The sequence below is a fragment of the Halomonas sp. NYA30 genome (assembly GCF_976980765.1).
On sequence record NZ_OZ334477.1, the window covers coordinates 1,264,949 to 1,290,699 of the forward strand.

General features: G+C 56.2%; 29 protein-coding genes and 7 tRNA genes. 26 read left to right on the forward strand and 10 right to left on the reverse strand.

All coding sequences use genetic code 11. The annotated features are described in order from the left end of the window. Positions 1 to 30: 30 nt before the first annotated feature. Positions 31 to 1,047: a quinone-dependent dihydroorotate dehydrogenase gene (locus tag ACWI0H_RS05790; protein ID WP_485875402.1), complete on the forward strand. Its 1,017-nt coding sequence runs from the start codon at positions 31 to 33 to the stop codon at positions 1,045 to 1,047. A gap of 125 nt (positions 1,048 to 1,172) precedes the next feature. Here ACWI0H_RS05790 and rmf read toward each other — a convergent pair whose 3' ends face one another. After that, positions 1,173 to 1,382: a ribosome modulation factor gene (rmf, locus tag ACWI0H_RS05795; RefSeq protein WP_007111057.1), complete on the reverse strand. Its 210-nt coding sequence runs from the start codon at positions 1,380 to 1,382 to the stop codon at positions 1,173 to 1,175. Positions 1,383 to 1,726: 344 nt separating this feature from the next. On the opposite strand from rmf, the gene rlmKL reads away from it, so the two are divergent. Further along, the gene (rlmKL, locus tag ACWI0H_RS05800) at positions 1,727 to 3,964 is read left to right on the forward strand and encodes a bifunctional 23S rRNA (guanine(2069)-N(7))-methyltransferase RlmK/23S rRNA (guanine(2445)-N(2))-methyltransferase RlmL (RefSeq protein WP_485875404.1); all 2,238 of its coding nucleotides are present in this window, start codon (positions 1,727 to 1,729) and stop codon (positions 3,962 to 3,964) included. Between the two features lie 29 nt (positions 3,965 to 3,993). Then, positions 3,994 to 4,329 carry a glutaredoxin family protein gene (locus tag ACWI0H_RS05805; protein WP_008958420.1) on the forward strand — a complete coding sequence of 112 codons (336 nt, stop codon included), beginning with the start codon at positions 3,994 to 3,996 and terminating at the stop codon, positions 4,327 to 4,329. Positions 4,330 to 4,341: 12 nt separating this feature from the next. On the opposite strand, the gene ACWI0H_RS05810 is transcribed toward ACWI0H_RS05805, so the two are convergent. Further along, positions 4,342 to 4,623 (reverse strand): WGR domain-containing protein, encoded by a 282-nt coding sequence (locus ACWI0H_RS05810; protein WP_008958419.1) that lies wholly within the window; start codon positions 4,621 to 4,623, stop codon positions 4,342 to 4,344. A 113-nt stretch (positions 4,624 to 4,736) separates the two neighbouring features. On the opposite strand from ACWI0H_RS05810, the gene pdxB reads away from it, so the two are divergent. Further along, positions 4,737 to 5,894 (forward strand): 4-phosphoerythronate dehydrogenase PdxB, encoded by a 1,158-nt coding sequence (gene pdxB / locus ACWI0H_RS05815; protein WP_485875407.1) that lies wholly within the window; start codon positions 4,737 to 4,739, stop codon positions 5,892 to 5,894. Positions 5,895 to 5,970: 76 nt separating this feature from the next. Here pdxB and htpX read toward each other — a convergent pair whose 3' ends face one another. The 8 genes from htpX to ACWI0H_RS05855 form a co-directional block, all read right to left on the reverse strand. After that, the gene (gene htpX / locus ACWI0H_RS05820; RefSeq protein WP_485875409.1) at positions 5,971 to 6,876 is read right to left on the reverse strand and encodes a protease HtpX; all 906 of its coding nucleotides are present in this window, start codon (positions 6,874 to 6,876) and stop codon (positions 5,971 to 5,973) included. A 153-nt stretch (positions 6,877 to 7,029) separates the two neighbouring features. Then, a complete protein-coding gene (locus ACWI0H_RS05825; RefSeq protein ID WP_485875411.1) occupies positions 7,030 to 8,277 on the reverse strand; it encodes a pyridoxal phosphate-dependent aminotransferase in 1,248 nt (415 codons plus the stop codon). A 94-nt stretch (positions 8,278 to 8,371) separates the two neighbouring features. Beyond that, positions 8,372 to 9,328 (reverse strand): ribosome biogenesis GTPase YlqF, encoded by a 957-nt coding sequence (ylqF, locus tag ACWI0H_RS05830; protein WP_485875413.1) that lies wholly within the window; start codon positions 9,326 to 9,328, stop codon positions 8,372 to 8,374. Between the two features lie 97 nt (positions 9,329 to 9,425). Beyond that, positions 9,426 to 9,824, reverse strand: a complete 399-nt coding sequence (gene msrB / locus ACWI0H_RS05835) for a peptide-methionine (R)-S-oxide reductase MsrB (protein ID WP_101146118.1) — start codon at positions 9,822 to 9,824, stop codon at positions 9,426 to 9,428. A 127-nt stretch (positions 9,825 to 9,951) separates the two neighbouring features. After that, the gene (locus ACWI0H_RS05840; RefSeq protein ID WP_101146119.1) at positions 9,952 to 11,538 is read right to left on the reverse strand and encodes a gamma-glutamyltransferase family protein; all 1,587 of its coding nucleotides are present in this window, start codon (positions 11,536 to 11,538) and stop codon (positions 9,952 to 9,954) included. A gap of 27 nt (positions 11,539 to 11,565) precedes the next feature. Beyond that, complete coding sequence (locus ACWI0H_RS05845; protein WP_295713852.1) at positions 11,566 to 12,891, reverse strand: TRAP transporter large permease; 1,326 nt, start codon at positions 12,889 to 12,891, stop codon at positions 11,566 to 11,568. A 3-nt stretch (positions 12,892 to 12,894) separates the two neighbouring features. Further along, complete coding sequence (locus ACWI0H_RS05850; protein WP_485875416.1) at positions 12,895 to 13,404, reverse strand: TRAP transporter small permease subunit; 510 nt, start codon at positions 13,402 to 13,404, stop codon at positions 12,895 to 12,897. Between the two features lies 1 nt (position 13,405). Continuing rightward, positions 13,406 to 14,509, reverse strand: coding sequence for a TRAP transporter substrate-binding protein (locus tag ACWI0H_RS05855; protein ID WP_485875418.1), 1,104 nt, complete (start codon positions 14,507 to 14,509; stop codon positions 13,406 to 13,408). 379 nt (positions 14,510 to 14,888) lie between these two features. On the opposite strand from ACWI0H_RS05855, the gene ACWI0H_RS05860 reads away from it, so the two are divergent. The 22 genes from ACWI0H_RS05860 to ACWI0H_RS05965 all read left to right on the forward strand — a co-directional run bounded on the left by ACWI0H_RS05860 (position 14,889) and on the right by ACWI0H_RS05965 (position 25,683). Continuing rightward, positions 14,889 to 14,964, forward strand: a tRNA-Glu gene (locus ACWI0H_RS05860). A 54-nt stretch (positions 14,965 to 15,018) separates the two neighbouring features. Next, a tRNA-Gly gene (locus tag ACWI0H_RS05865) sits at positions 15,019 to 15,093 on the forward strand. Positions 15,094 to 15,187: 94 nt separating this feature from the next. Beyond that, positions 15,188 to 15,263: transfer RNA gene (locus ACWI0H_RS05870), tRNA-Glu, on the forward strand. 55 nt (positions 15,264 to 15,318) lie between these two features. Beyond that, positions 15,319 to 15,393 (forward strand) — tRNA-Gly (locus tag ACWI0H_RS05875). 114 nt (positions 15,394 to 15,507) lie between these two features. Then, a tRNA-Glu gene (locus tag ACWI0H_RS05880) sits at positions 15,508 to 15,583 on the forward strand. A gap of 30 nt (positions 15,584 to 15,613) precedes the next feature. Then, positions 15,614 to 15,688 (forward strand) — tRNA-Gly (locus ACWI0H_RS05885). Positions 15,689 to 15,962: 274 nt separating this feature from the next. After that, positions 15,963 to 16,931 (forward strand): ABC transporter ATP-binding protein, encoded by a 969-nt coding sequence (locus tag ACWI0H_RS05890; RefSeq protein WP_485875420.1) that lies wholly within the window; start codon positions 15,963 to 15,965, stop codon positions 16,929 to 16,931. Beyond that, positions 16,928 to 17,701, forward strand: a complete 774-nt coding sequence (locus ACWI0H_RS05895) for an ABC transporter permease (RefSeq protein ID WP_290693196.1) — start codon at positions 16,928 to 16,930, stop codon at positions 17,699 to 17,701. The genes ACWI0H_RS05890 and ACWI0H_RS05895 overlap by 4 nt, the downstream gene beginning before the upstream one ends. Before the next feature lie 35 nt (positions 17,702 to 17,736). Beyond that, positions 17,737 to 18,570, forward strand: a complete 834-nt coding sequence (gene queF, locus ACWI0H_RS05900; RefSeq protein WP_485875422.1) for an NADPH-dependent 7-cyano-7-deazaguanine reductase QueF — start codon at positions 17,737 to 17,739, stop codon at positions 18,568 to 18,570. Between the two features lie 103 nt (positions 18,571 to 18,673). Beyond that, complete coding sequence (locus tag ACWI0H_RS05905; protein WP_485875424.1) at positions 18,674 to 19,234, forward strand: nitroreductase family protein; 561 nt, start codon at positions 18,674 to 18,676, stop codon at positions 19,232 to 19,234. A gap of 2 nt (positions 19,235 to 19,236) precedes the next feature. Continuing rightward, on the forward strand, positions 19,237 to 19,746 hold the full coding sequence (locus ACWI0H_RS05910; RefSeq protein ID WP_336268763.1) for a YiiD C-terminal domain-containing protein: 510 nt from the start codon (positions 19,237 to 19,239) through the stop codon (positions 19,744 to 19,746). 106 nt (positions 19,747 to 19,852) lie between these two features. After that, positions 19,853 to 19,940 (forward strand) — tRNA-Ser (locus tag ACWI0H_RS05915). 161 nt (positions 19,941 to 20,101) lie between these two features. Beyond that, positions 20,102 to 21,373 carry a tyrosine-type recombinase/integrase gene (locus ACWI0H_RS05920; protein ID WP_485875427.1) on the forward strand — a complete coding sequence of 424 codons (1,272 nt, stop codon included), beginning with the start codon at positions 20,102 to 20,104 and terminating at the stop codon, positions 21,371 to 21,373. Beyond that, the gene (locus ACWI0H_RS05925) at positions 21,370 to 21,903 is read left to right on the forward strand and encodes a hypothetical protein (protein WP_485875429.1); all 534 of its coding nucleotides are present in this window, start codon (positions 21,370 to 21,372) and stop codon (positions 21,901 to 21,903) included. Before ACWI0H_RS05920 ends, ACWI0H_RS05925 begins: the two co-directional genes overlap by 4 nt. A gap of 76 nt (positions 21,904 to 21,979) precedes the next feature. Beyond that, positions 21,980 to 22,198, forward strand: coding sequence for a helix-turn-helix transcriptional regulator (locus ACWI0H_RS05930; RefSeq protein ID WP_485875430.1), 219 nt, complete (start codon positions 21,980 to 21,982; stop codon positions 22,196 to 22,198). Positions 22,199 to 22,461: 263 nt separating this feature from the next. Continuing rightward, positions 22,462 to 22,671 carry a hypothetical protein gene (locus ACWI0H_RS05935; RefSeq protein WP_485875432.1) on the forward strand — a complete coding sequence of 70 codons (210 nt, stop codon included), beginning with the start codon at positions 22,462 to 22,464 and terminating at the stop codon, positions 22,669 to 22,671. After that, positions 22,668 to 22,904: a hypothetical protein gene (locus tag ACWI0H_RS05940; protein ID WP_485875434.1), complete on the forward strand. Its 237-nt coding sequence runs from the start codon at positions 22,668 to 22,670 to the stop codon at positions 22,902 to 22,904. Before ACWI0H_RS05935 ends, ACWI0H_RS05940 begins: the two co-directional genes overlap by 4 nt. After that, complete coding sequence (locus tag ACWI0H_RS05945; RefSeq protein WP_485875436.1) at positions 22,901 to 23,146, forward strand: hypothetical protein; 246 nt, start codon at positions 22,901 to 22,903, stop codon at positions 23,144 to 23,146. The genes ACWI0H_RS05940 and ACWI0H_RS05945 overlap by 4 nt, the downstream gene beginning before the upstream one ends. Then, positions 23,136 to 23,579: a helix-turn-helix domain-containing protein gene (locus tag ACWI0H_RS05950; protein ID WP_485875438.1), complete on the forward strand. Its 444-nt coding sequence runs from the start codon at positions 23,136 to 23,138 to the stop codon at positions 23,577 to 23,579. The genes ACWI0H_RS05945 and ACWI0H_RS05950 overlap by 11 nt, the downstream gene beginning before the upstream one ends. 47 nt (positions 23,580 to 23,626) lie before the next feature. Next, complete coding sequence (locus ACWI0H_RS05955; protein WP_485875440.1) at positions 23,627 to 24,031, forward strand: hypothetical protein; 405 nt, start codon at positions 23,627 to 23,629, stop codon at positions 24,029 to 24,031. A 383-nt stretch (positions 24,032 to 24,414) separates the two neighbouring features. Then, positions 24,415 to 24,999, forward strand: coding sequence for a hypothetical protein (locus ACWI0H_RS05960; protein WP_485875442.1), 585 nt, complete (start codon positions 24,415 to 24,417; stop codon positions 24,997 to 24,999). Positions 25,000 to 25,173: 174 nt separating this feature from the next. Then, a complete protein-coding gene (locus ACWI0H_RS05965) occupies positions 25,174 to 25,683 on the forward strand; it encodes a helix-turn-helix domain-containing protein (protein WP_485875444.1) in 510 nt (169 codons plus the stop codon). Positions 25,684 to 25,751 lie beyond the last annotated feature (68 nt).

Here is a 25,751-nt window from a genome sequence, read left to right on the forward strand (position 1 = left end):
GTTTTCAGTCCCCGCTTCAAGAGATCCGCTATGTACAACCTCGCCCGCTCACTGTTCTTTCGCGTTGACCCAGAAACCTCTCACGGTATGGCGCTGGGTGCGTTGGATGCACTGCATCGGGTAGGGGGCGTTACACGGCTATTTGGCCAGCCGGTCGAGGATCCCGTCGAACTGATGGGGCTGCGCTTTGCCAATCGGGTAGGTCTCGCCGCGGGGTTGGACAAGAACGCCGACCACCTGGATGCGCTGGGCGCGCTGGGGTTTGGCTTTGTCGAGGTCGGAACAGTGACGCCTAAGCCGCAGCCAGGGAATCCTAAGCCTCGGCTGTTTCGCTTAGCGCAGCATGAAGCGATCATCAACCGCTTTGGTTTTAACAACAAAGGGGTTGCGCATCTGATCCAGCAGGTTAAACAGCGTCACTACGGTGGCATTGTGGGCATCAATATTGGTAAAAACCTGACGACGTCAGTAGAGAACGCACTGGATGACTACCTGGTATGTCTAGATGCGGTGCACCCTTATGCGGATTACATTGCCGTTAACGTCTCCTCGCCGAATACCCCTGGGCTGCGTACCTTACAGTTTGGTGAACAGCTGGACGCGTTGCTGGGGCCTATTCGCGCTCGCGCCAACGAGCTTGATGCCCAAGCGGGCCAAAAAACGCCACTGCTGATTAAGATCGCCCCGGATATGAGCGCGGAAGAAGTGGCGTTGATGGCAGAAAGCATTCAGCGCAATGCACTTGATGGCGTGATTGCTACCAATACGACGGTTTCCCGCGCGGGAGTAGAGGGTGACTCACAAGCGGAGGAGGCGGGTGGGCTTTCTGGAAAACCTGTCTTCGAGGCATCAAATCGCGTTATTCGCCAGTTACGTGAGCATCTACCATCGCTACCTATCATCGGTGTCGGTGGAATCGATAGTGCCGCTGCTGCCCAGGCCAAAATCGCGGCGGGCGCAGATTTAGTGCAACTCTACTCGGGGTTGATCTATCAAGGGCCTAAACTGGTCGGTGAGTGTGCAAGGGCACTGAAAGCTAACGGTTGAGCGTGCAGATGATTAGCAAAGCAGTGTGGGTATCAATGCGCACTAAAAAGCCCACTTGAAAAAGTGGGCTCACTGAAAACCTCTCGCTTAAAATCTTTCTTTTAGAATCTTGAAAAATAAAAACGTTAGGCCATGACTAAGGGGTTTTTGTGGATGCCCGAGATGCCTGTCATCCCATCCCACTGGTCACCGCGGCCTTCACGCCAACCGCTCATCCAGTATTCGCGTAAATTGATATCTTGACTGGGACAATCGTCGCGAGAACGACCCGATACACCCGCTTTGTAGCCGTGGACATAAGCCCGCTGGAAGCGATCACGTTTTTGCCGTTTCATTGGCTAACCTCTTTTCACGAAAGCCTTTGATAAGAAATAGGGTGTTATCGAAAACGAAAACAACCGCTATTCCGAGAGCTTGCTTCAAGAGCGAGACGCCGCTCCAACCCTGTTGTTTGGCACTCACGGGCTGAACGAGCCGAGCGGCTATCTCTTACAAAGAACACTCATATGCCATAGGCCTAGTTCTGAACCGACCCTGACAAGAAACGCATGCGTTTTTCAGTAGCTACTCTCTTATTGTTAGACCATGATGGGGTCATCTGTCGACTATCAAATTGTCATAAAACGTAAACTCATTTGCTATATACAGGGATATCGCGCCTTTACGCGCCGCTATTATCATGACCGAGTCGAACCAAACCGCTGTCCTGAACTTGCTCGCCACTTGCCCCAAAGGCACCGAAGGCCTGCTCCACGACGAACTCATAGCGCTGGGCGCCACGCCGGGTAAAACCACCGTGGCAGGCGTCTATTTCACTGCCAGCCAAGCGATCGCTTATCGTGTTTGCCTGTGGTCTCGGTTAGCCAACCGGGTCATTTTGACCCTGGTACGCGAATCGATGATCGATACCGCCGAGCAAGTGCGCGATGTGGTCGCCCGCATTGCCTGGCCACAGCACCTGGCACCGGGCAAAACGCTGGCCGTCGATTTCCATGGCCGCAGCGAACACATTCGCCACACCCGCTTTGGCGCGCAAACCGTTAAAGACGGCATTGTCGATGCGCTTCAACTGGCCGGGCAGGAACGCCCCAATGTGGATACCAAAACCCCACATTTGCGCGTCTATGCTCACCTGCACCGGATGAATTTAACCATTGGGCTGGATCTCTCAGGGGAGAGTCTCCACCGCCGTGGTTATCGCCGTGACGTAGGCCATGCACCGCTAAAAGAGAATCTGGCGGCGGCACTGCTGGTGCGCGCAGGCTGGCCCGAGCGCTTAAAAGCGGGAGAGCCGTTGATTGATCCGCTGTGCGGTGCAGGCACGCTGCTGATCGAAGCCGCCATGATGGCCGCTGACCAAGCGCCTAACCTGAATCGTGAGCGGTTCGGCTTTCACGGCTGGGCAGGCCACGATGATCTCGCTTGGCAGGAACAGAAGCGCGAAGCCGATGCGCGCGCGTCGATTGGTCGCAAGCGCTGTAAAGCCCAGCTACTCGGCTTTGATCAGAGCCCCGCAGCACTGACGGCAGCGAAATCCAATGCCATGCGCGCGGGTATTCCAGCCTTGATAAGCCTGCATGGTCAAAGCCTTGTCCAGTTGACGCGACCCGAAACACTGACGGCTGAGAGCGGCCTGCTGATTACTAACCCACCCTACGGCGAACGCCTGGGTGAATTGCCTGAACTGGTGCGTCTATACGCCCAGCTTGGTGAGAAAGCCAAAGCGCTATTCACCGGCTGGACCCTGGCGGTATTTACCGGTAACCCGGATCTAGGCCACCGGCTGGGCATGCGTGCGCACAAGCAGTACGCGCTTAAAAACGGCGCGCTAGATGCCAAGCTGCTGCTTATGGAGATTGGTGGCACTGAGCATGTGCCTGCCGCGAGCGATACAAAGCCTGTTCAGAGCGAGAGCAGTGCAGTGGCGACGCCTGGTGAAAAGGCGAGCGAAGAGCAAACCGCCCACAAAAACCAAGACAATGCGCAGATGTTTGCCAATCGACTGATTAAAAATCAGAAGCGCTTGAAGAAATGGCTGAAGCAGAGCGGTGAAACCAGCTATCGCGTTTATGATGCCGATATGCCGGAATACGCCCTGGCGGTGGATCGTTATGGTGATCGGGTACATGTACAAGAGTACGCGGCACCTAGCTCGATCAACCCAGCCCAGGCGCAAAAGCGCTTGTACGATGCCTTGGAAGTCATGCCCGAGGCGCTTAACGTTGATGCCAGCAAAATCTATATCAAACGCCGCGAACGCCAAACCGGCAGCGCCCAGTACCAGAAGCGGGCCGCCAGCGGTGAACGCTTTGAGGTGCAGGAGGGCGCAGCACGGCTATGGGTCAACCTGCGTGACTATCTGGATACCGGGCTGTTCCTTGACCATCGGCCGGTTCGGCGCATGCTGGGCGAAATGGCCAGCGGTAAGCGTTTTTTAAACCTGTTCTGTTATACCGCCACCGCGACCGTACAGGCGGCCTTGGGTGGCGCCAGTGACAGTGTGAGCGTGGATATGTCCAACACCTACCTGGAGTGGGCCAAGGACAACTTTGCGCTGAACAAACTCGATACACGGCTGCATCGTGTGATTCGCGACGACTGTTTCCGCTGGCTGGAAACGGCCAACGCCGAGTTCGACCTGATCTTTATGGATCCGCCGACCTTTTCCAACTCCAAGAAAATGCGCGATACCCTTGATGTGCAGCGTGACCATCCGCGACTGGTGGAACTCGCCATGGCGCGCTTGGCACCGGGTGGCACGTTAGTGTTTTCTAATAACCAACGGCGTTTTAAACTCGATGAAGCGCTTTACGAGCAGTATATAGTCGAGGACATCACCGGGCGCAGCTTCGACCCCGATTTCCAGCGGCGTACGAATCTTCACCATGTGTTTATACTGCGCCACAAAGCGGCGTAAGAGAGCCATCGTATGAAAAGAGTCTTTGCATGATTCATCTATCGCTTTACACCACGCTGGGTTGCCACCTATGCACTCAATTGGAAGGGCTGGTGGCGACACTCGCCAATCAGAAGGTGTGGCTGCACCATATCGAAATCAGTGATGACGATGCGCTTGTCGAGCGCTACGGCGTGCGGATACCGGTGCTGGTGGATAGCGATGGCAATGAGTTGGATCGTGGCTTTGAGCTAGAACGCTTAAGCGATTGGTTGCGTGAACGCGGCTGGCTGGATGAAGCGGCCCTGGAAGCGTTTACCGCACCACCCGATACCTCCGCCCCCAAAGGGGCGCATGAGCGTGACGGGCGGCGCTTTCTGGGCTAACCCCTAGCGGCCCTAAAGTGTATCCAGTAGCGATAGTTGGCGCATGGCCTCCTGGCCCTCGGGAGTATGATCGGCCACGTCCAGTACCTTGCGAAAACCCCGCGAGGACTGGATGGTGGTTTCGTCCTCAAGCCACATCTGGGCCTGCTCCAGCGTGTCGGCTAGCTGGTGCTTTAGACCGCCAAACTGAGTGCCGATTTGCCCCCAGGCGCGGCTGAAAATCCAGTCACCAAACATATCCTGGTGAATATGAACCAACACATAGTCATGGTTGGTTTCCCAGCGTACGATCACAACACTCTCCTTACTTAGCTTTTAAAAGATAGCCTTTAAAAGATAGCCTTTAAACACGCCTGCCCATCAAGCCGTCGCGGGCGGTATTGTAAAGCCCGGATACCCAAACGCCTATGAAACTTGTCATCGACGCCAATATCCCCGCTGCCGAGCACTGCTTCGGCCATTTCGGTACGCTCACCCGTGTGCCAGGGCGGGAGATAAACGCCGCCCACCTTCGGGATGCCGACGCGCTCATCGTGCGCTCCATTACCCAGGTCAACGATAAGCTGCTTGCCGATAGCCCCGTACGTTTTGTGGGTACGTGCACCATTGGCACCGACCATATCGACCAGGCGGCGCTGGCGCAGCGCAATATCGACTTCGCCAGTGCACCAGGCTGCAACGCCGAAGCGGTGGTTGATTATGTATTGAGCAGCTTGCTGACCTTGGCGGAGCGCGATGGCTGGGCACTTGGCGAGTGCACCGTGGGGATTGTGGGGGTAGGCAATGTCGGCAGCAGACTGCAGGCACGGCTAAACGCCATGGGCGTGGCAACGCTGGCCTGTGACCCGCCCCGATCTGACAAGGAGGGCCAGGCAGGGTTTCACTCTTTGGACGCCCTGATCGATCACTGTGACGTGCTCTGCCTGCATACACCACTAACCCGCGAAGGCCCACACGCGACATATCAACTACTCAACGCTCAGCGTATTGATGAGCTGGCGCCAGGTTGTGTGCTGCTTAATGCTGGACGGGGCGACTGCGTGGATGGCTTGGCGCTGCGCAGCCGGTTGTCGGGTAAAGGGGACATTAAGGCGGTGTTGGATGTGTGGGAAGAGGAGCCGGATATCGATGCTGGCTTGCGTGACCTGGTTTCTATAGCGACACCGCATATTGCCGGGCACAGTTTGGATGGCAAGCTACGCGGCACCTGGATGATTCAGCAAGCGCTGGCCCACCACTGCGACGAGCCAATCGAGCTAGCGTTTGCGGATATTTGCCCACCGCCCGCGCTGGCATCACTGCATTTGCAGCACGCACTGCCTCCTGAAGATGCGCTAAGGCTCTGCATGAGAGCAGTGTATGACGTACGCCGCGACCACGATGCTCTCCAGCGCCAAACGCAGCATCACGGCATGCACAAAGGTTTTGATGACTGCCGCGCCAACTACCCGCTGCGGCGCGAATTCGCCACGCTCAACGTGCAGTTGTCAGGGGAGGCGATAGCGCTGGAAGGCTTATTGCGTGGGGCGGGGTTTACGGTAACCGAGCAGGATAGTAAAAAATAAGCAGTGAAAAACAGGTGGCGAATAACAATAAGGCCCGCAGATGCGGGCCTTAAATGTTTAGAGCTGCTGGACAATATTACTGACGATAAGCGGCTTCTTTCAGCGCACGGATGCGCTCATCCAGCGGCGGGTGGCTGGCAAATAGCTTTTCCACCAGCGAGCGCGTTTGGCCTTTGGTGATGGCCATGGCGCGCAGTGTGTCCGGCATTTGATCGGGCATTTCCGTTTCGGTTTTCAAGCGAGCCAGCGCGCTGACCATCGCATTGGTGCCTGCCAGCCGCGCACCGGCTTCGTCGGCGCGGTATTCGCGATAGCGCGAGAACCAGGCGACGATAGCTGAGGCCAAAATACCGAACACAATCTCAGCGACCATGACTACTGCGAAGTAACCCATAAAGCCGAGCCCGCCTTCACCATCGCTACGGCTGCGCAGGAAGTTATCGACCAAGTGTGCCACTACCCGGGCAAAGAACATCACGAAGGTGTTCACCACGCCTTGAATCAGCGCCAGTGTCACCATGTCGCCATTGGCAACGTGGCCAATTTCGTGAGCCAGTACCGCCCGCACTTCTTCCGGTCGCATGCGATTCATCAAGCCTGCCGAGACGGCCACCAGTGCATCGTCCTTGTTCCAGCCCGTAGCAAAGGCGTTGGATTGCTGTGCCGGAAAGATGCCCACTTCCGGGGTTTTAATACCCGCTTCACGGGAGAGCTCCGCGACCGTGTCCAGCAACCACCGTTCGGTCGAGTTGGAGGGCGTTTCGATGATCACCGTGCCGGTGCTGCGCTTGGCCATCCATTTGGAAATGAATAGCGAGATGATGGAACCCGCCATGCCGAACACAAAGCAGAAGATCAGCAGGCTGGTGAAGTCGATGCCCTGGCCGCGCAGGTAGCCCTCTACACCGAGCAAGCGCAAGGTGATACTGGCGACCAGCAAGACCGCTATATTGGTCGCTAAAAACAGCAGAATTCGCATCATGGTGCAGGTTCTCCCTCAACGTTTAGAAACCGGTTCATACACAGCCAGTGAAATGGTCACAGAATAGTTGTTTAAATACGTACTGTTCGTGGCAGTTTCAAGTCATCGCTGCATCAAATAGCTGTTTTAATCGGCATATTCACCTGGCTAGGCTCACTGCCGGTAGCGGGATAGGAAGTTGGCAAAACGGTCTAGTGCATCACCGAGCTGGTCTGCCCAGGGCAGGGTCACAATGCGCACATGATCCGGCTCTGGCCAGTTAAAGGCGGTCCCTTGTACCAGCAATATTTTTTCCTGCAGCAGCAGGTCAAGCACCATCTGCTGATCGTCTTTGATGTTGAAAACTTTTGGGTCCAGACGTGGAAACGCATAGAGCGCGCCTTTTGGCTTCACGCAGGAGACGCCGGGGATCGCGTTCAGCTTTTCTACCGTGATGTCACGCTGGGCCAACAGCCGCCCGCCAGGCAGGATTAAATCGTTAATCGACTGATAGCCCCCCAGCGCGGTTTGAATCGCATGCTGGGCGGGCACGTTGGCGCACAGACGCATGGAAGCCAACATATTCAGCCCCTGGATATAGTCCTGAGCGTTCAATTTGGCCAAGGTGCCGGAGATAATCATCCAGCCTGAGCGAAAGCCCGCACAGCGATAGCTTTTGGAAAGCCCGTTCATGGTGATGACTAATTGGTCATCGTCCGCTAACGCGCCCGTGGCGGTATGCTCGACGCCGTCGTACAGAATCTTGTCGTAGATCTCGTCAGAAAATACCACCAGATTGTGCTGCTTGGCGATCTCTAATACCTCTTTGACCACCGCGGGCGGATACACCGCGCCGGTCGGGTTATTGGGGTTGATCAGCACAATGGCACGCGTGTGGCTGGTGATTTTGGCGCGAATATCCGCCATGTCGGGCGTCCAGTCCGCCTGCTCGTCGCACAGGTAGTGCACCGCGTGGCCACCGGAAAGGTGAGCGGCCGCGGTCCAGAGCGGGTAGTCCGGTGCGGGAATCAGCACTTCGTCGCCGTCATTGAGCAGCGCCTGCATGGCCATAACGATCAGCTCGGAAACGCCGTTGCCGATGAAGATATCTTCAATCCCCACGCCGGGAATCTGCTTGCGCTGGCACTCCTGCATAATCGCTTTGCGCGCAGAGTAGAGCCCCTTGGAGTCGCAGTAGCCCTGGGCCGTGGGCAGGTTACGCATCACATCCTGAAGAATCTCTTCCGGCGCCTCGAAGCCGAAGGGCGCGGGGTTGCCGATATTCAGCTTGAGAATTCGTTGACCTTCCTCTTCCAAGCGCTTGGCGTGGTCGAGTACCGGGCCGCGAATGTCGTAGCAGACATTGTGCAGCTTATGAGATTTCTTTAGCGGTTGTGATTCGTGCGACTGCGGGGTATCCATGAGGTGTTTGTCCAAAAGTAGCTAGAAGCCCAAAAGTATCCAACGTCATTATGTGTTTACTAGGTCAAAGGGTGACTTAGCAGTGCTCGGCTCATTATGCGTCGGAAAGGCCTTGATTGTCTTCGTCGTTTTGCACCGGGGGTGGCGGAATATCTGCCGGGGTTTCAAGCGTTAGCCTGCCCAGCTTGCCGTCGCGAAGTTCGTGAAGCAGTACTTCGGCGCCACGGTGCAGGTCTACCGCGCCGCCGGGGCGCAGGCCGCCACGGCGGGCAGCGATATCTTTTAAGATGGCGTTACCGTCGAAGCCAGCAATAGCGAGAAAATCGGGCTTTTTCGGACCGTCCGCATCAATATCGTGGGGAATGTCCGGTGCGGCGTAAGGCGGCAGCTCTTTGAGCTTATAACGCTCGGTGAGCGCTTCGGGGTAGCGCTTGGCAAGCTCCGCGCTGGTGACAATCGCCACATCGGTGTACTCAATGGCGGTATCGCGAATGGCGCCGGTAGCAGCGAGACGATAAGCACTGGCCTGGTCTTCGATTTTGGGCCACAGCACGCCTGGGGTGTCGGTAAGGGCTACACGCCCATCGATACGCACCTTCTGTTGACGCTTGGTGACCGCAGGCTCGTTACCGGTCTTGGCGATTTTGCGCCCAGCCAAGCCATTAATCAGCGTGGATTTCCCGACATTCGGTATACCCATCACCATCACGCGCACATCGCGGTCAGCGCGCACGGCACCGGCCAGTTCATGACACAGCTTGGGGATTTTCTTCAGCTCACGGGTATTGGTCGTGGTAACGGCTAAGGCACGCATGTTCTCTTGGGCATCGAAAAATTCGACCCACTCGGCCGTCCGCTCTGGGTCGGCGAGATCGGCGCGGGAGAGAATTTTCAGCACCGGCTTATGGCGGGTTAGCTCGGCCAGCATCGGGTTGGCGCTGGAGTAGGGCAGACGCGCGTCGAGGACCTCGATCACTACGTCAATTTCAGGCAGCACCTCCTTAATCTGGCGGCGGGCCTTGTTCATATGTCCGGGGAACCAGCCGAGCATGGGTCTCTCCTGAAAGTACAAAAAATAGAGGCACAAAAAAGCGGGCGACCATTCTAACAGATGGCGCCCGCCTTGCTGTGCTTCCTTTTAGCAAGGATTACTCGTCGGGGTGAAACTCTAACGACACCGAGTTGATGCAGTAGCGCAAGCCGGTGGTCTCGGGTGGCCCGTCGGGGAAAACGTGGCCCAGGTGTGCATCACAGTGAGAACAGACGACCTCGGTGCGCTGCATGCCGTGAGTGGTATCTGTATGCTCTTCAACGCAGCGGCTACCCAGCGGCCGGTCAAAGCTGGGCCAGCCGCAGCCAGCATCAAACTTGTGCTCGTTCTCAAACAGTGGCGCATTACAGCACACACAGTGGTAAATACCCTGAGCATCGCGCACCTGATAATCCCCGGTGAAAGGGCGTTCAGTGCCTTTCTCGCGTGCCACGCGGTACTGCTCTGGCGTTAACTGCTTTTGCCACTCGTCGGGGGATTTTTCTATTTTCGCCATGGGGTTCTCCTCTCCCTCTGGTTGGCCACTCTTCAGAGGCTTATTAAGCAGGCTAGCTTAACACTCTCATGAGTGACAGTGAGTCGCCTGCTCAAGTTCAGCATGGATGAAACTCCCCAAGATGTGTTTATACGCTGGCCGCGCCGCCGTTACTGCGCGGATCGTGAGCGCTCTCTATCAATCCATGCGGGTGGTGCACGATACCGCCCGCATGACCCATGGTGTCGCTGAAGGCTTCAGGCAACACTTCCACATCGTGGCCGGCTGTCGCTAGGGCGGTTACAAGGGCATCGTCAAAACGCGCTTCGAGTTTTAAGTTAGTGCTGGTTTCACCCCAAGTACGACCCAGCAGCCAGCGGGGCGCGGTTATCGCCTGCTGAAGCGGCATGCCGTGCAGCGCATAGCGGGAAAATACCGCCGCCTGGGTTTGCGGCTGGCCTTCACCGCCCATGGTGCCGTAGACCATGGTACGACCATCGTTAAACTTGGCCATTGCCGGGTTGAGCGTATGGAAAGGTTTGCGGCCAGGGGCTAAGCCGCGCAGGTCGTCGGGATTAAGCGAAAAGCTGATGCCGCGGTTCTGCCACAACACGCCGCTTTCCGGCAGCACCACGCCACTGCCGAACTCCCAATAGATACTCTGGATAAAGCTTACTGCACGGCCTTCGCTATCGACGGTGCCCATCCAAATGGTGTCGCCAGGGGCTGGCTCGTGTGGCCAGGGCAGGGCGCGTTGTGGGTCAATTTGAGCCGCTTCCCGACCAATATTCGCCTCGCTGAGTAACGCCTGCAGTGGTGTGGGGACACGGCCCGGGTCAGTCACATTTTGGTCACGTAGGATAAAGGCGCGCTTGGTCGCTTCAATCAGCCCGTGCAGGTGATCAAAACCGTTGGGCTCGGCGGCTTTCAAGCGCTCGTAAATGGCCAAAATCATTAACGACGCCATGCCTTGGGTCGGCGCTGGCAGGTTGTACAGCATGGCATCCTGGAGGGTGACTTCCAGCGGCGTGACGCGCTGGGCGCGGTAGGCGTGAAAGTCAGCCAAGCGCAGGGGGCTGCCCACTGCTTCCAAATCTTTCGCCATGCTAGCAGCCAGTTCGCCGCGATAGAAATCATCTAATCCGGCTTCCGCTAATCGCTTGAGGGTGGCCGCTAAGCGTGGCTGGCGCAGGCGCTCACCCTCCTGGGGCACCTGGCCGTTAAGCAGCAGGGAGTCACTAAAGCCAGGGCTTTGAGACAGGCGTTCAACGTGTTTGGCAGTGAGGGCTTCCTGGCTTTGGGTGACCGAAATACCCGCTTCGGCATGATGAATGGCGTCGGCCAACAGCGTGGTCAGAGGCAGCTGCTTTCCCCAGCTCGACGCTACGTTCAGCGCTTCATGCCAGCCGCCAATCGTGCCCGCCATGGTCAGAGCAGCTTTAGGGCCACGCTCGGGAATCTGCGTCTCACCGGCGTAGAAATCCGCATTGGCGAGGCCCGCTGCCGGGCCGCAGGCGTCTATGGCAACGGGGGCTTTGCCGGGCTCATGAATTAACCAAAAACCGTCGCCACCCAGGGCATTCATATGCGGATAAACCACCGCAATGGCCGCGGCGGCTGCCACCATGGCTTCCACCGCGTTGCCGCCCTGTTTCAACACATCTCGCCCGGCGCTAGCCGCCAGGTGATGTGGGGCGACGCAGCTGCCGCCGTAACTACGTTGGGTGTGAAGCATCTTAAATTCCTTTGTTATTGATCATGGTTACCAGCCAATGGCGTTCGGCAGCCAAGTGGCGATGCTGGGAAAAATAAACACCAGCGCAACGGCTAAAAACTGCAGCCCGATAAACGGCAGGGCGCCTTTGTAGATATCCAGCGTGGTGACCTCTTTGGGGGCCACGCCCTTGAGGAAAAACAGTGACCAGCCAAAGGGCGGGGTAAGAAACGAGGTTTGCAGCACCAACCCCACTAGAATGCCCAGCCATACCATATCGACGCCCATCTGAACGAAGAACGGTAAAAATAGTGGCAGGGCAATATAGCTGATCTCAATCCACTCGAGGAAGAAGCCCAGCACGAACATCAGCAATAGCATAAACAGCAGCGCGCCGAATTCACCGCCTGGCACCCAGTCAAACATCCGGGCGACAAGGTGCTCGCCACCCAGGCCACGAAACGCTAGCCCAAATACCTGCGCACTGATCAAGATAAAGAACACCATCGCCGAAATCACCAGCGTGGCCTTGGCGACCTCCTTGAGTAGCGTGAAGGTTAACCGCCCCGAGCAGGCGACAAACACCAGCGCCCCCAGTGCGCCCATTGCGGCGGCCTCGGTAGGGGCCGCAATGCCGCCAATAATCGAACCCAGCACAGCAAATACCAAACCCACCGGCGGGCCCACCACGGTGATCACTTTCATCAGCAGTTGGCGTCGCCCCATCGCTTTACGCTCCTCAATGGGGATGGGGGGCATCAGGTGAGGGTAGAGTTTGGCGATGACCAAAATGGCAATGATATACACCGCCGCGAGTGTTAGCCCCGGCACCATGGCGGCTGCAAACATCGTACCGACGGACTCGCCGAGTATTTCTGCCAGTAGAATGAGTACCAGGCTAGGCGGAATAATTTGCCCCAAGGTGCCGGACGCGCAGATCATCCCGGTGGCAAGGGTTTTGGGGTAGCCTCGGCGTAGCAGCGTCGGCAACGTGAGCAGGCCAAGGGTAACGATCGTGGCACCGACAATGCCGGTAGCCGCTCCCAAGAGCACACCTACCAAAATAATCGCCACGCCCATGCCGCCAGAGAGGCCGCCGAACAAATGGCCAATCACATCAATCAGCTCTTCGGCCAGCTTCGACTTCTCCAGCATCACGCCCATAAACACAAACAGCGGTATGGCCATAAAGGTGTAGTTGGTGACCACCCCATAAATACGCGATGGCAGTAGGTTAAACAACATCGGGCCAAAGCCGATATAACCAAAGAAAAAGGCCGTTGCCGCAATACTGATGCCCACCGGAATGCCGATCAGCAGAAACACAAAAAAAGCCACGATCATACCGATCGCTAGCCACTCATTAGGAGACATGCGTTATTCACCTCGTGTGGGCAGGGCAAACGCCTGGCGCAGTGCGTGGGCCAACCCTTGCAGCGCGAGAAGGACAAAACCGAACGGAATGAGCGATTTGAGCAGCCAGCGAAGGGGGAGGCCACCTGGGTTAGGCGATGCTTCGCCGCGGCCGAACGACTGGGCTATCCAGGGCAGCGTCAACCACGCGATATACAGCCCCATCACCAATAGCAATAGCCCGCCGATCACTTCAATCACGCGTTGCAACCCTACCGGAAAACGCTCATAGAAAACGTCGACGCGCACCTGCTCGCCCATCAACAGCAAATACGACATGCCAAACAGCGCGATAGGCGAGATCAAGTGCCACTGAAGCTCCTGCAGCCATACCGCACCAACGCTAAATACGTAGCGCATTAACACATCGCCAGCGACTAAACCGACTAGTACCACGCAGGTCCAGGCGGCGATCCAGCCAAATAGCCGAACCACCGCCTCAACTCCGTGGACAAAAAATGCCACGGTGCGCATATCAGGCTCCGATAATGTCGTTTAACCAGGCACGCTCACTAGCACCCGCCCAACGGTCGTGGTTGGCTTTAAACGCCATGTAACTATCGTGCACTTTGCGTACTAGCGGATCGGCGTTGGCCTCTGTCGCCAGAGTATCTTGAGTGGCTTCACGCAGCGCATCGACAACGGGGGCGGGAAGCATGCTGGCAGTGACGCCTTCGTTCTCGACCAGGTCAGTCATGGCTTCACCGTTAACGGCTTCGGACCAAGTGACGCTCTCTAGGCAGGCTGCCATACAGGCGGTTTTAACAATCATCTGCAGATCTTCCGGCAGGCTATCCCAGTGGGTTTTCGAGATCAGCAGTTCGCCCGTGGTGGAGGGTTCGTGCCAGCCAGTGGTGTGGTAGAACTTGGCGGCATTATGCAGACCCATACGGCGGTCTTGGTAAGGGCCTACGAACTCGGCTGCGTCAATCACGCCACGCTCCAGCGCTGGGAATATTTCGCCACCGGGCAGTACGCGGGCATCCACGCCAAGCGAGGAGTAAACCTGACCCGCCAAGCCAGGCACTCGCATGCGCAGGCCGTTTAGCTGACTAATGTCTTCAATGGGCTCGCGGAACCAGCCGGTCATCTGCACGCCGGTATTGTTCAGCGGGAAGGCCACCATGCCATAGGGCTCATATACTTCGTGCCATAGCTCCAGGCCGCCGCCGTGGTAAAGCCACGCCATATGGCCCATAAAGCTCATGCCAAACGGCACGGTAGTGAAGTACTGGGCCGCAAAGGTGGTGCCTGACCAGAAGTAGCTGTTAGCGGCGTTCATCTCAATCGTGCCGCTTTGAACGGCTTCGAAACCTTCAAAGGCTGGAATCAGCTCGCCGGAAGAGAAGTGCTGAATATTGAGGCGGCCACCGGACATGGCGTTGATTTTGGCGATCACATCCGTAGGGCTGCCTGGGCCTTCCACGTAAAAGGGCGAACCGGGGCTGTAGGCATTGGTCATGCGCCAGTTAAAGCTTTCTGCTGATTGGGCGCGAGCGATAGACGGCGCACCTAAGACTAAACCCGCGGTGGAGGAAACCGCGGCCGTAGTGAGAAACTTTCGACGGGATAAGGACATAGCACACCTCGTTGATTGGGAAGCAGGTCGGCAAAGGAACACAATGAGGTAGCAAGGGGTGTGCCATAAAAATCGATTTTATTATAAATAAAAGATTTTTAACGATTTTGTAGGTTGAGTCCAAAAGGTAGGCCACTAAGTTGATTAAGTGTTTGCACCTTAATGACGCCTAAATTTCGCTAAGAGCACTGCCAGCGTGCACCTTTGCTCTGTGCGGGCGAAACAGCGCTTTTCCCGGGTGACTGGGTTAAGGGCTGAGTTGAGGGCTGGTTTGAGGAATAGGTAGTTGAAAGCAGGCCAGTTAAGCGAGTGGGGCAGAGTGCTTGACAGCTCAATAAGGTCTGAGTAACATACGCGCCACCTCGACGAGGCAAGCAACGTCCCATTCGTCTAGTGGTCTAGGACACCGCCCTTTCACGGCGGTAACAGGGGTTCGAACCCCCTATGGGACGCCACTTATTCTTTTTCTTTCTAGAGCTAGAGTAAGCGGTCGTCAGGGTTATCGGAATGCGGGAATAGCTCAGTGGTAGAGCATCGCCTTGCCAAGGCGAGGGTCGGGAGTTCGAATCTCCTTTCCCGCTCCAATTAGGTGTGTGGTAAGTCAGGCGAGGTCGGGAGCTGGAACGCCAGCCCGGTCGAATCTCCTTTCCCGCTCCAAGTAGTTGAAGTAATTACAGTGTCCCATTCGTCTAGTGGTCTAGGACACCGCCCTTTCACGGCGGTAACAGGGGTTCGAACCCCCTATGGGACGCCACTTCCGATAAGTTAGGTAAAAAGCTTAGGCAAAAAGCTAAGCAAGTGTTCTATAAGCGGGAATAGCTCAGTGGTAGAGCATCGCCTTGCCAAGGCGAGGGTCGGGAGTTCGAATCTCCTTTCCCGCTCCAGTTTAGGTGTGTGGTTAGTCAGGCGAAGTCGGGTGCTGGAACGCCAGCCCGGTCGAATCTCCTTTCCCGCTCCAGTTTTAGGCGCCGGATTAAGTTGTTTTCCTGCTCCAATAAGTCCCATTCGTCTAGTGGCCTAGGACACCGCCCTTTCACGGCGGTAACAGGGGTTCGAACCCCCTATGGGACGCCATCTAGTGTTGCACATCGTTTTGTTTGCGTTGCGGGAATAGCTCAGTGGTAGAGCATCGCCTTGCCAAGGCGAGGGTCGGGAGTTCGAATCTCCTTTCCCGCTCCAATTTGGATGTGTGGTTAAGAGTATGGCCTTGCCAAGGCGAGGGTCGTGATCTGGTGCGCCAGCCCGGCGGAAGGCCGCCCCACCGAATCACCTTTCCCGCTCCAAGTGCTTCTAGTTTTAATTTGTTTATCCCTCTGTATCCCTGATGCGTTGGCTACTGGCTGGGCGTCATTTTTTGCGTGTCTGACGGTTGGTGGTCTTTATCACCTTGAAAAAAGTCGTTTGCGCCCTAATGTTTTACCTTCTCTTCTTATTTTGCTGACAGGACATGTTCATGGCCGAACCGGCATTGTCGATCCGTGGCCTTACCAAAGTGTATGGCAACGACTTTCAGGCGCTCAAAGGTATTGATCTCGACGTCCAGCAGGGCGATTTTTTTGCTTTGTTGGGCCCCAATGGGGCCGGTAAGTCCACCACGTTAGGCGTGGTCTGCTCGCTGGTGCAAAAAACTGCGGGCCAAGTGTCCATCTTTGGCATCGATGTTGATAAAGACTTCGCCAAGGCTAAATACCAGCTAGGTGTGGTGCCTCAGGAGTTCAATTTCAACCAGTTCGAAAAGGTGCTCGATATCGTGCTGGCCCAAGCGGGCTATTACGGCATGACCAGTCGCGAAGCCTTGCCTCGTGCTAAACAGCTGCTGACCGACCTTGGCCTATGGGAAAAGCGCAACGGCAGCGCGCGCATGCTCTCCGGTGGCATGAAGCGCCGCCTGATGATTGCCCGGGCGCTGATGCATCGCCCCAAGCTGCTGATTCTCGATGAGCCAACCGCGGGGGTGGATATCGAGCTGCGGCGTAGCATGTGGGAGTACATGCGGCGGATCAACCAGGATGAAGGCACCACCATCATTCTGACGACGCACTACCTGGAAGAGGCCGAGAGTCTCTGTCGCAATGTGGCGATCATCAATAATGGCGACATTGTGCGCAATACCAGCGTGCGGGAGCTACTGGCCGAGCTTGATACCGAGACCTTCCTGATCGATTTGGCTGAGCCAATCGCAGAAGTGCCCCACATCGAAGGGTTTGAATTGCACCAGATAGAGCCCACCCAGCTTTCTCTGCTGGTTCATCGTGGGCAGCGCTTGAACGATGTGTTCAAAGCGTTGAGTGAGCAGGGTATCGAAGTAGTATCCATGCGTAACCGGGCCAATCGCCTGGAGGAGATGTTTGTGTCGATGGTAGAAGGTAGCGGCCAAAGGGCGATAGACCAGCGCGTCGAGAAGAAGGAGGAGCGCGTATGAACGCTACGCAAACATTGATCGCGCTATGGACGCTGGTGCTCAAAGAGATCAAGCGCTTCACGCGCATTTGGCCGCAAACGCTGCTGCCACCTTCGATCACCATGGCGATGTACTTCATCATTTTTGGTAACCTGATCGGCTCCCGGATTGGGGATATGGATGGCTTCAGCTACATGGACTTTATCGTCCCGGGGCTGATCATGATGTCGGTGATTACCAACAGCTACTCCAACGTGGCTTCGAGCTTTTTTTCGAACAAGTTTCAGCGTTCGATTGAAGAGATGATGGTCTCGCCAATGCCCAACTGGGTGATTTTGGCCGGCTTTATTCTGGGTGGTATGGCGCGCGGGCTGGGCGTTGGGTTGATCGTCACCGTCGTTTCGCTGTTCTTTACGCGTTTGACCATGGAGCATCCACTGCTCACGGTATTAGTGGTGGTGCTCACCTCGGCACTGTTCTCCATTGGTGGCTTTATCAACGCCTTGCTGGCGAACAAGTTCGATGACATTTCTATCGTGCCGACCTTTATTCTCACGCCGCTGACTTATCTGGGTGGGGTGTTTTACTCTATCTCGATGCTGCCAGACTTCTGGCAGGGCGTTTCCATGCTCAACCCCATTCTGTACATGGTCAACGTCTTCCGCTACGGCTTTCTGGGTGTCTCGGATATCCCCGTTGGTTGGGCACTGACTGCTATTTTCGCCTTTATCATCGTGTTATTTGTGGTGGCGTTAACCATGCTAGAGCGTGGTAAAGGTATTCGCAGCTAGTGGTCACACAGCACAGTAATAGAGAGTAATTATTAATGGCGCATCGTCCAGACACGTTAGAACACGCCCCCCTGGGGCGTGACTCCGCTTACCCTGAGCATTACGACGCGGGGCTTCTCTACCCTATCCCCCGGGCGGCCAACCGGGCGCCACTGGGTATTGATGAGGGCGTTTTACCGTTTGTGGGCGAAGATGAGTGGCACGCCTTTGAAGTCTCCTGGCTGAATAGCCGCGGCAAGCCCATTGTCGCCGTGGCGCGCTTTCGATTACCCGCAAGCTCGCCCAACCTGATTGAATCCAAATCGTGGAAGCTCTACCTCAACAGCTTTAATCAATCCCGGTTTTATAGCCGTCAGGAAGTGATGGAAACGATGGCCAATGACCTTGCCGTGGCGGCGGGGGCTGAGGTGAGTGTCGAGCTGTTTGATGTGGATGCCTCAGAGCTTTCACCACAGCAGTTGCCGGGTGAATGCTTGGACGATTTGGATATTGCCATCAACGATTATACGCCAAGCAGCGCACATCTCTCGGTAGGGGACGAGATCGTCGAAGAGACCCTCTATTCCCATCTGCTGAAATCTAACTGCCCCGTCACCGGCCAGCCGGATTGGGGAAGCGTGTTGATTCGCTACCAAGGGCCCAAAATCGATCGCGAAGGGTTACTGCGTTACCTGATTGGGTTTCGTCAACATCAGGATTTTCACGAACATTGCGTTGAGCACATCTTCACCGACCTAATGACCCATGCAAAACCAACGCAACTGCTGGTGCTGGCGCGTTACGTGCGTCGTGGTGGATTGGACATTAGCCCCTGGCGCGCAACGCCTGGCCTAACGCCTCCCACGCCGCTGCGCCTAGCAAGGCAGTAAACGGCAATGTTATAAGTGACAATGTTATAAATGACGATGCTATAAATGACGATGCTATCAATGGCGGTACTCAGTAGCCCACCGATTGGATTTGGAGTTATTAATGGACGCACTCACGCTACTTCACGAACGCAGCTCGATGGGCAAGCTGATTGAGCCAGCGCCTAGCAGCGAACAGCTAAGCGACATCTATCAAGCCGCTTTGCGGGCGCCTGACCATAAAGAGCTGCGCCCCTGGCGCTTTATAGAGTTCAGCGGGGAAGGGCGTGAGCGCCTGGGCGAACTATTTGCCGAGGCGGAGTTCCAGGAAAATCCTAGCGCCGACGACGATACGCTCAACTCAGCGCGCAAAAAGCCGCTGCGGGCGCCGATGATTATCGCCGTGATTGCCAAGGTCACGCCTGGACTCGAAAAAGTGCCCAAAATGGAGCAAGTAATTTCCGCTGGCTGCGCCGCCCACGGTATTCTGCTCGCCGCCCATGCGCTGGGTCTTGGCGCCATGTGGCGCAGTGGCAAGTACGCGTTTGACCCGGTGGTACGCAAAGGATTAAGCCTGGATGAAGAAGATGAAGTCGTCGCCTTTATCTACTTGGGCACCTTGGGCGGACGGCATAAGCCCGTGGCACAACATAACGTTGCTGACTTTGTGGAGCGTTGGGACTAGCTATGAATCTGCCCCGTAAGCCAGGCATCCCGCACCCACGTCTGCCACTACCGGAAGGCCAGCAGGAAGACTTAGCAGTCTTTCAGCAGTGGCTGAGTGACGCCATTCCCATGGTGAGTTCGCTAGGCATTAGCGAAATGTCGCGCCAAAGCGATCAGCTGACCTGGCAGTTAGCGCTGGAGCCTAGCCTTAACGACAAAGGCACCGGGTTTGGTGGGGCGCTATCCGCGCAAACCACGTTACAAGGCTGGTGTTGGGTCACCTTATGGCTGCGCGAACAGGGCATCGCCCGCGATGTGGTGGTTGCCGAGGCCACCCAACGCTTTCTAGCACCGGTCACCGATAATTACCGTTTGGTGTGCACACCTGCTGAACCTGAAGGCTCCTCTCAACTAGCCCAGCAGCTTGAGGAGCGTGGGAAAGGGCGCATTGCGTTAACCCATCAGCTTTATTGTGGCGAGACGCTTTGTCTGGAAGCCAGTGGCAATTACGCGGTGTTGCCGTCACGCTAACCGAAGCGGTAATCGACCTGAAAAGGCTTGCTATTTCGAGGCTTAGCCCATAGTATGTGCGCCGTTCTGTCGCGAAAGGTAAAGCCTTTCTACAGCGCCAAAACGCGGAGGGGTGTCCGAGTGGTCGAAGGAGCACGCCTGGAAAGTGTGTAAGCCGCAAGGCTTCGAGGGTTCGAATCCCTCCCCCTCCGCCAGAATGCTTCAAAGAAGCCCGCTACTAGCGGGCTTTTTTCGTCTGTACTTTGCATAATCAATAACTTACGTTCGCATAGTGTTTTATCGGGTTGCACAGCATCGCACACAAGCGCAAAATCTATGTTGGGTGAGATGTTGGGTAAGGAGTTGGGGTCCCGCTATGCCAAGACAAACGAAGCCGTTAACCGCGCTGGAAGTGAAGCGAATCACACAGCGGGGCCTTTACGCCGCTGGTGAAGTGCCTGGTCTATATCTTCAGGTCGCAAAGACTGGCACCCGGTCGTGGGTGTTGCGTTACGCCACTGGTGAAACGCGATTAGCTGAATCTGGCAAGCCGTTCAAAGTACGTCGTGATATGGGGCTAGGCAGCTACCCTGGCGTTACGCTGGCACAAGCCCGCGATAAGGCTCGCGTTATTCGTGAAAAGCTGGATGCCGGTATCGATCCGGTTGCCGAACGAAAAGCCGCCGGTCAATCACGCCGCGCTGCTGAGCTGGCGCTAATCACCTTCACGGATGCGGCCGCCGCTGTTATCAAGATTAAGCAAGCAGAGAGCCGCAACAGCAAACATGGCAAGCAGTGGCAGGCCACGCTCGAAACCTACGCTTTCCCTACCTTGGGCAAGATGGCCGTTTCAGATATTGAGTTGGTCCACATCAAGCAAGTGCTGCAGCCGATCTGGGAAACCAAAACGGAAACCGCTACCCGCGTTAGGCAGCGCATTGAAGCCGTGTTGAGCTGGTCAACCGTCAATGGCCACCGCAGCGGCGATAACCCGGCACGCTGGAAAGGCAACCTTGACACCATACTGCCCGCGCCCTCCAAAGTAGCGAAGGTGGAACATCACCGCGCCATGCCGATCGATACCATGCCGGCGTTCTGGCAATCCCTTGAGAAGCGTGCCGGGGATGCGGCCAAATGCCTAGCATTCACGATCTTGACCGGCTGCCGATCTGGTGAAGCCCGTGGGGCACGCTGGCATGAAATCGAGCTGAGTAACGCCACCTGGGTAATTCCAGCCGAGCGAATGAAGGCAGGTAAGGAGCATCGCGTTCCGTTATCCGCTCCAGCATTGGAATTGCTCAAAGCACAGCCCCAGACGCGGGAATATGTCTTTCTAAGCCCGCAAGGCAAGATGCTGTCTGATGCGGCCATGACCGCATTACTCCGCCGTATGAATGAGGATCACCGATCAACGGTTCACGGCTTCCGGTCAACGTTCCGGGATTGGATGGCAGAGCGCACCGGCACCCCTCACGAAGTAGCAGAGGCAGCGCTGGCGCATAGCATCCGCAACAGCACAGAGGCCGCTTACCGCCGTAGCGACCTTTACGCCAAACGGGTTCGTGTTATGGATCAATGGGCTGCTTTCGTTACCACCCCGCCGCAGGCTGGCGCTGATAATGTTGCACCTATCCGGGGGCAGGTATGACTTTGCGCGAAAGCGAGTTATTGAGTGTTATCAAAGGCTGGCGCTCGCCACCGGATGACCCCTTGCGGCTGGCGAAGGCGATAGAATCGGAGTGCAGAATGGTGGAGCAATTTCCGCCCGACCCCATCACTGCCAGCGAGTGGATAGCCTCAATTGACAAATTCGTTAATGCAATCACTCGTGCCCGTGATTCTCTGCCTTCCTCTGCATTGACCATGCTGCGCCAGCATATGGCGCTGAATGAGCGACGCTTCATCGACTCCGAGCCTATTGGCGATATTCTCGACGCAATGCTGGATGCGACTATTGACTTGAGAAAAGATACCCCGCCTGAGTATGCCCGCGCCCGGCCGGAACTTGCCAAGGTGTATGGCGCTGCGCGTACTTGCGTAAAACATGGTATTAAAGTAAGCGCCAGCGAGCGGTCTCGGTTTATGAGTATCGTCAGAGTTATTGTGCCTGAACGCTCCGATCACCGCGCCTTGGTGCGTCAGGCGAAAGAGGGGGTGGATTTTCCAATAAATTCCTGAAAAACCACCCCTCCCATGCTATCCGCTTATTCCACCATGCTTTACCCCGTTACCCACAACGACGAGGTAAAACAGCATGGCCGCCAAAATGAAACCACAGACCACTCCGAAGCCTGGCAATGAATTCCTAAGCGCTGAGCAAGCGGCTAACCGCTATGGCGTTCACCGCGCCAGCATTTACCGTTGGGCAAAAGAAAGCGACTTCCCGGCACCGATCAAGCTAGGCCCAAACGTCACGCGTTGGGCATTGGGAGACCTCGAAGCGTGGGAGCAATCTCAGCGGGAGGCGTGCTAATGCTTGCCAATGCGACGCTATGCGTTTACGCTTGTGGTGCTGGCGCAAAATCGTCAGCCGGGCGTGGAAACCCGAGTTCACAAAGGCGCACAAGCGCCCCCTATGACGGCGCTATTTTTATGCCCGTCAGTTATGGCGGTCGTGCGTGGGACGCTTTCGAGCGTGCCGGTTTCCTTTGTGACCGGTTTTCCACCCCGCGTACGGTCGCCACCCAATCCCGTGGAAAGGATCGTGGCGACTCCAAACACAAAGGAGTCTCACCAATGACGGCATCATTCCGCCTATCCAATCTGATTACCCGCAGCCTGTCAGGCCGCGCCGCTGCCCATCGTGCCATGGCCAAAAGCGCCTTGTTTGCCGATAGCAGCGCCAGCACCCGCCTTAAGCGATACAACCACCACATTGAAAAAGCCGAGCGGCTAGAAGCCTGCGCCCTAGACAATGCCAAGCGCAGTGTTGGGGGTGCCGTATGAGCCGCATTAAGCTCCAGCTCAACAAGCTAGAAGACCTGCTAGGCAACATTAGCGGCCTTACTGACATCATTCAGCAAGACTTATGCCGCAAAGGCAGCGAGGGCGAAACAGTTACCCTCAATGATAATCACATTGGCCACCTACTTTCCGCCATTGATGAGCTTGCCACCCGTGGTTATTCCGCCCTCGATGCTATCGATCAAGCCTCGCAAGGGCAGGGGGTGACGTCATGAATCCCACCCAGATCCACGCCGAGAGTGTTCAAGACATTATGTCCGCCATTTATGGCTTAGCGGGCATGTTAGAGCAAGATGGCAGTAGCGAGGACAGCGAAGATACAGGGCTGGCGCTTGGGCGCTTTCAAAGGGGATGTATGGCCACATCTATTAAGCACTTGGCCGAGCGCGCCGCTCATCTAGCTGAAATCATCGAGGAGCAAGGGGCCAGCAAGGCAGGAGGCAGTCATGCAAATTAATTGGCTATTCCTAACCGGCATCCTTCGGACAATGCGAGACGAGGCCGCAGCCGCCGAACGCCGCGAAGAGGAAATAAACCCCGCCGCGCTGGTTCAGTTTGCTCAGATGATTGAAGACGCTTTGCAAAAAAGTGGTGCCGCCATGACTGAGCAAATAAAAAGGCCCGGCCCTGAGGGGAGCCGAGCCATTCTTAAACCGCCATCTTGCGCCGTTAAATCTACCACTCAGCAAAGCATGGTGCTAGAAGTTTTGCGCCAGCACCCCGCAAGCGCCTTTGAGTTGCAACACTTGCTTCCCCTGGCAGATGCCCGCGCCGTGGTGCGCGATCTAAAAGCGAAAGGGTATGTCATCGACAAGATCCCGGCGCCCAACCCAAACCAGAATGCTCGCTGCAAGACGATACAGCGTTATCGCCTTAACGAAGCGCATTGATTTATCAACGGGCCTCAGGGTGAGGCTCGTCTGGTCTGGAGGACGCCATGCCCAGGAAGAAAAAGCGCGACAGCGTGGCAACAACTGGCGGCTTTCTCGCTATGCCCAAGCTGTTAATGGAACATCGCGATTTTCGAGAGCTGTCTCCATCTGCGTTAAAAGTGCTGATGGTGCTGGGGAGCCAGTACGATGGGTTCAATAACGGCGATCTGTCCGCCACGCATTCAATGATGGAGGACTGGGGAGGCATGGCCAAGGCAACACTAGCCAAGTCACTGCGCGAGCTCCAAGAGCGTCAGTTGATCGTAAAAACGCGGGATAACCGCTACGGCAGAGAGGGGGCCCGCTGTGCGCTGTTTGCCCTTGCTTGGCTCGCCATCCATGACTGCCCAGGCAAAGGCCTGGATACGCCGCCTAGTATTGTGGCTAGACGCAAGTTATCGAAAGCGTGAACCGCCTTAGAATCCCACCAAGCGTGGGATTTTTTTTATCTCTTCGCGGGTTATTGAACAATCATTCGATTTAGACCGCGTTCAAAAATTGGACCCTATAGGGCTAAAAAATGAACCCTTATTTATAAAGCGCCCATATAGCGAGAAATAAGGGTCTAAAAATTGAACCCTTAACGCCTTATTTCGATTTTTACCGGGTTCAAAAAATGGACACCCTTCTAGAGTTACCAAGTCAGCACGCTATTAGCACAGGGTACGACAGAGAGAGTGACAGAGAGAGAAGCCGCTGGCGCTGACTTGCCCTAACCACTGCCAGCGGGAAATAACGGCACAACTTGCGACAGTTAGCGTCATTAGATCACAACTCACGCAAGGAACAGGTAATGGGTCTCTGTCGAAGCACAAGCCTTATTCATCGAGCCGACTTGCTGGCTTCCTGCTACCGGATGGCAGGCCACTTAGTAATGATGGAGGGGGCGGGGCTTGGAGGATGGATGCTGGTCTGGCAAAACCCACGCCCAGCCCGAGGAGGAGTCGCCTATCCAGGCACGGTCTCAAAGTGTACGACCTCGGTTGCCTGGCATGCGGTTATAGCTATGGGGGGCGTGGCCGCCGAGATCTTTCAGCGGGGGCAGTGGGTCGATGCCGACACACTCCTTGAGGAGTCAAAGGAGAGCTTTGGCCCGCCTGCTAGCGTTGCTGAAGCTGCGCCGGACTGGTCAGCCTTTACGCTTGATGAGGTGGTAATGCGTTGGTCTGACATCGAGTCGTATGCGCAAGAGGCGGCTGAACAGTGGGTCAACCCGCTGGCGCTTGAGCATTTCCGTATCGATCGTATATTTCCTGAGGGAGGGCAGAGCGTGCCCGACCACTTCCAGTCAGCGTGCGTACCAGGGCAGCTTACCCGCGCTGCCTTGGTACAGTCTGGGGATGCTGCTTACCACATCCCCAGCGAATACCGCGCATAGCATCTCGCGCCGTTGCTGACTTGCAGCGGCGCTCTTACCTTTCAGAACTTTTTAGGTACTCCCGGCGGGGGTGGCGCCTGCGGGTAGAACGAGTCGCGGAAATTTGTGTGAGCGAGGGAGCTGGAATCAAGTCCTACTACTACTTATTGGCGTGGCCACCAGGATGGAATAAGCATGGCAAAGGGTCGTGAAGTCAATCGCATAGAGTTAGCTGAGATTTTTGGTGTTGCTAGAACAACTGTTGACGCTTGGGTTAGGCGGGGGTGCCCGGGATCGCCGTCCAGAGGGCGGGGCCGAGAGAGGCGTTTTAATACGCGGGATGTTTCCGAATGGCTCCGTGATCAGGCGCGAGCCGATGCTGAAAGCGACGAGCCCCTAGACGAGTACGCGCTCAAGCTTCGCAAGTTGGCAGCGGAGACGACACAGGCAGAACTGGAGCTCGCCGTTTCTCTTCGACAGGTCGCGCCTATCGATGAGTTCGAACGGGCGCGGGCACTCGAAAACGCCACTATCCGCGCTAACGTGATGAACGTGCCTAGCCGAGTGATCAGCCTGTTAATCGGTGAGACCAACGAAGCGCGCTTCAAGGAGGTGTTGGCCGCTGAGCTGGTCCAGGCGCTGGAGTCAGCCGCCGAAGCCGACATAGAGCTAGATGACGAAGAGGGTGATGGTGGCCACGATTGAGCAGCAAAGCATTTCAGTGCCCGCGCCGAAAAAAACAATAACTACCGCCAGCGGAAATAATCGGCACA

Excerpts from the sequence above, each read along its gene's own strand:
- ACWI0H_RS05910 (WP_336268763.1), top strand. The coding sequence starts at position 19,237 with ATGAATCTGCCCCGTAAGCCAGGCATCCCGCACCCACGTCTGCCACTA.
- ACWI0H_RS05855 (WP_485875418.1), bottom strand. The coding sequence starts at position 14,509 with ATGTCCTTATCCCGTCGAAAGTTTCTCACTACGGCCGCGGTTTCCTCC.
- msrB (WP_101146118.1), bottom strand. The coding sequence starts at position 9,824 with ATGGCGAAAATAGAAAAATCCCCCGACGAGTGGCAAAAGCAGTTAACG.
- ACWI0H_RS05890 (WP_485875420.1), top strand. The coding sequence starts at position 15,963 with ATGGCCGAACCGGCATTGTCGATCCGTGGCCTTACCAAAGTGTATGGC.
- ACWI0H_RS05920 (WP_485875427.1), top strand. The coding sequence starts at position 20,102 with ATGCCAAGACAAACGAAGCCGTTAACCGCGCTGGAAGTGAAGCGAATC.
- ACWI0H_RS05930 (WP_485875430.1), top strand. The coding sequence starts at position 21,980 with ATGGCCGCCAAAATGAAACCACAGACCACTCCGAAGCCTGGCAATGAA.
- ACWI0H_RS05895 (WP_290693196.1), top strand. The coding sequence starts at position 16,928 with ATGAACGCTACGCAAACATTGATCGCGCTATGGACGCTGGTGCTCAAA.
- ACWI0H_RS05805 (WP_008958420.1), top strand. The coding sequence starts at position 3,994 with ATGATTCATCTATCGCTTTACACCACGCTGGGTTGCCACCTATGCACT.
- ACWI0H_RS05960 (WP_485875442.1), top strand. The coding sequence starts at position 24,415 with ATGGGTCTCTGTCGAAGCACAAGCCTTATTCATCGAGCCGACTTGCTG.
- ACWI0H_RS05935 (WP_485875432.1), top strand. The coding sequence starts at position 22,462 with ATGACGGCATCATTCCGCCTATCCAATCTGATTACCCGCAGCCTGTCA.
- ACWI0H_RS05940 (WP_485875434.1), top strand. The coding sequence starts at position 22,668 with ATGAGCCGCATTAAGCTCCAGCTCAACAAGCTAGAAGACCTGCTAGGC.
- ACWI0H_RS05905 (WP_485875424.1), top strand. The coding sequence starts at position 18,674 with ATGGACGCACTCACGCTACTTCACGAACGCAGCTCGATGGGCAAGCTG.
- htpX (WP_485875409.1), bottom strand. The coding sequence starts at position 6,876 with ATGATGCGAATTCTGCTGTTTTTAGCGACCAATATAGCGGTCTTGCTG.
- ACWI0H_RS05840 (WP_101146119.1), bottom strand. The coding sequence starts at position 11,538 with ATGCTTCACACCCAACGTAGTTACGGCGGCAGCTGCGTCGCCCCACAT.
- ACWI0H_RS05790 (WP_485875402.1), top strand. The coding sequence starts at position 31 with ATGTACAACCTCGCCCGCTCACTGTTCTTTCGCGTTGACCCAGAAACC.
- ACWI0H_RS05945 (WP_485875436.1), top strand. The coding sequence starts at position 22,901 with ATGAATCCCACCCAGATCCACGCCGAGAGTGTTCAAGACATTATGTCC.
- pdxB (WP_485875407.1), top strand. The coding sequence starts at position 4,737 with ATGAAACTTGTCATCGACGCCAATATCCCCGCTGCCGAGCACTGCTTC.
- ACWI0H_RS05950 (WP_485875438.1), top strand. The coding sequence starts at position 23,136 with ATGCAAATTAATTGGCTATTCCTAACCGGCATCCTTCGGACAATGCGA.
- ACWI0H_RS05850 (WP_485875416.1), bottom strand. The coding sequence starts at position 13,404 with ATGCGCACCGTGGCATTTTTTGTCCACGGAGTTGAGGCGGTGGTTCGG.
- ACWI0H_RS05845 (WP_295713852.1), bottom strand. The coding sequence starts at position 12,891 with ATGTCTCCTAATGAGTGGCTAGCGATCGGTATGATCGTGGCTTTTTTT.
- queF (WP_485875422.1), top strand. The coding sequence starts at position 17,737 with ATGGCGCATCGTCCAGACACGTTAGAACACGCCCCCCTGGGGCGTGAC.
- rmf (WP_007111057.1), bottom strand. The coding sequence starts at position 1,382 with ATGAAACGGCAAAAACGTGATCGCTTCCAGCGGGCTTATGTCCACGGC.
- ACWI0H_RS05825 (WP_485875411.1), bottom strand. The coding sequence starts at position 8,277 with ATGGATACCCCGCAGTCGCACGAATCACAACCGCTAAAGAAATCTCAT.
- ACWI0H_RS05965 (WP_485875444.1), top strand. The coding sequence starts at position 25,174 with ATGGCAAAGGGTCGTGAAGTCAATCGCATAGAGTTAGCTGAGATTTTT.
- ylqF (WP_485875413.1), bottom strand. The coding sequence starts at position 9,328 with ATGCTCGGCTGGTTCCCCGGACATATGAACAAGGCCCGCCGCCAGATT.
- rlmKL (WP_485875404.1), top strand. The coding sequence starts at position 1,727 with ATGACCGAGTCGAACCAAACCGCTGTCCTGAACTTGCTCGCCACTTGC.
- ACWI0H_RS05925 (WP_485875429.1), top strand. The coding sequence starts at position 21,370 with ATGACTTTGCGCGAAAGCGAGTTATTGAGTGTTATCAAAGGCTGGCGC.
- ACWI0H_RS05955 (WP_485875440.1), top strand. The coding sequence starts at position 23,627 with ATGCCCAGGAAGAAAAAGCGCGACAGCGTGGCAACAACTGGCGGCTTT.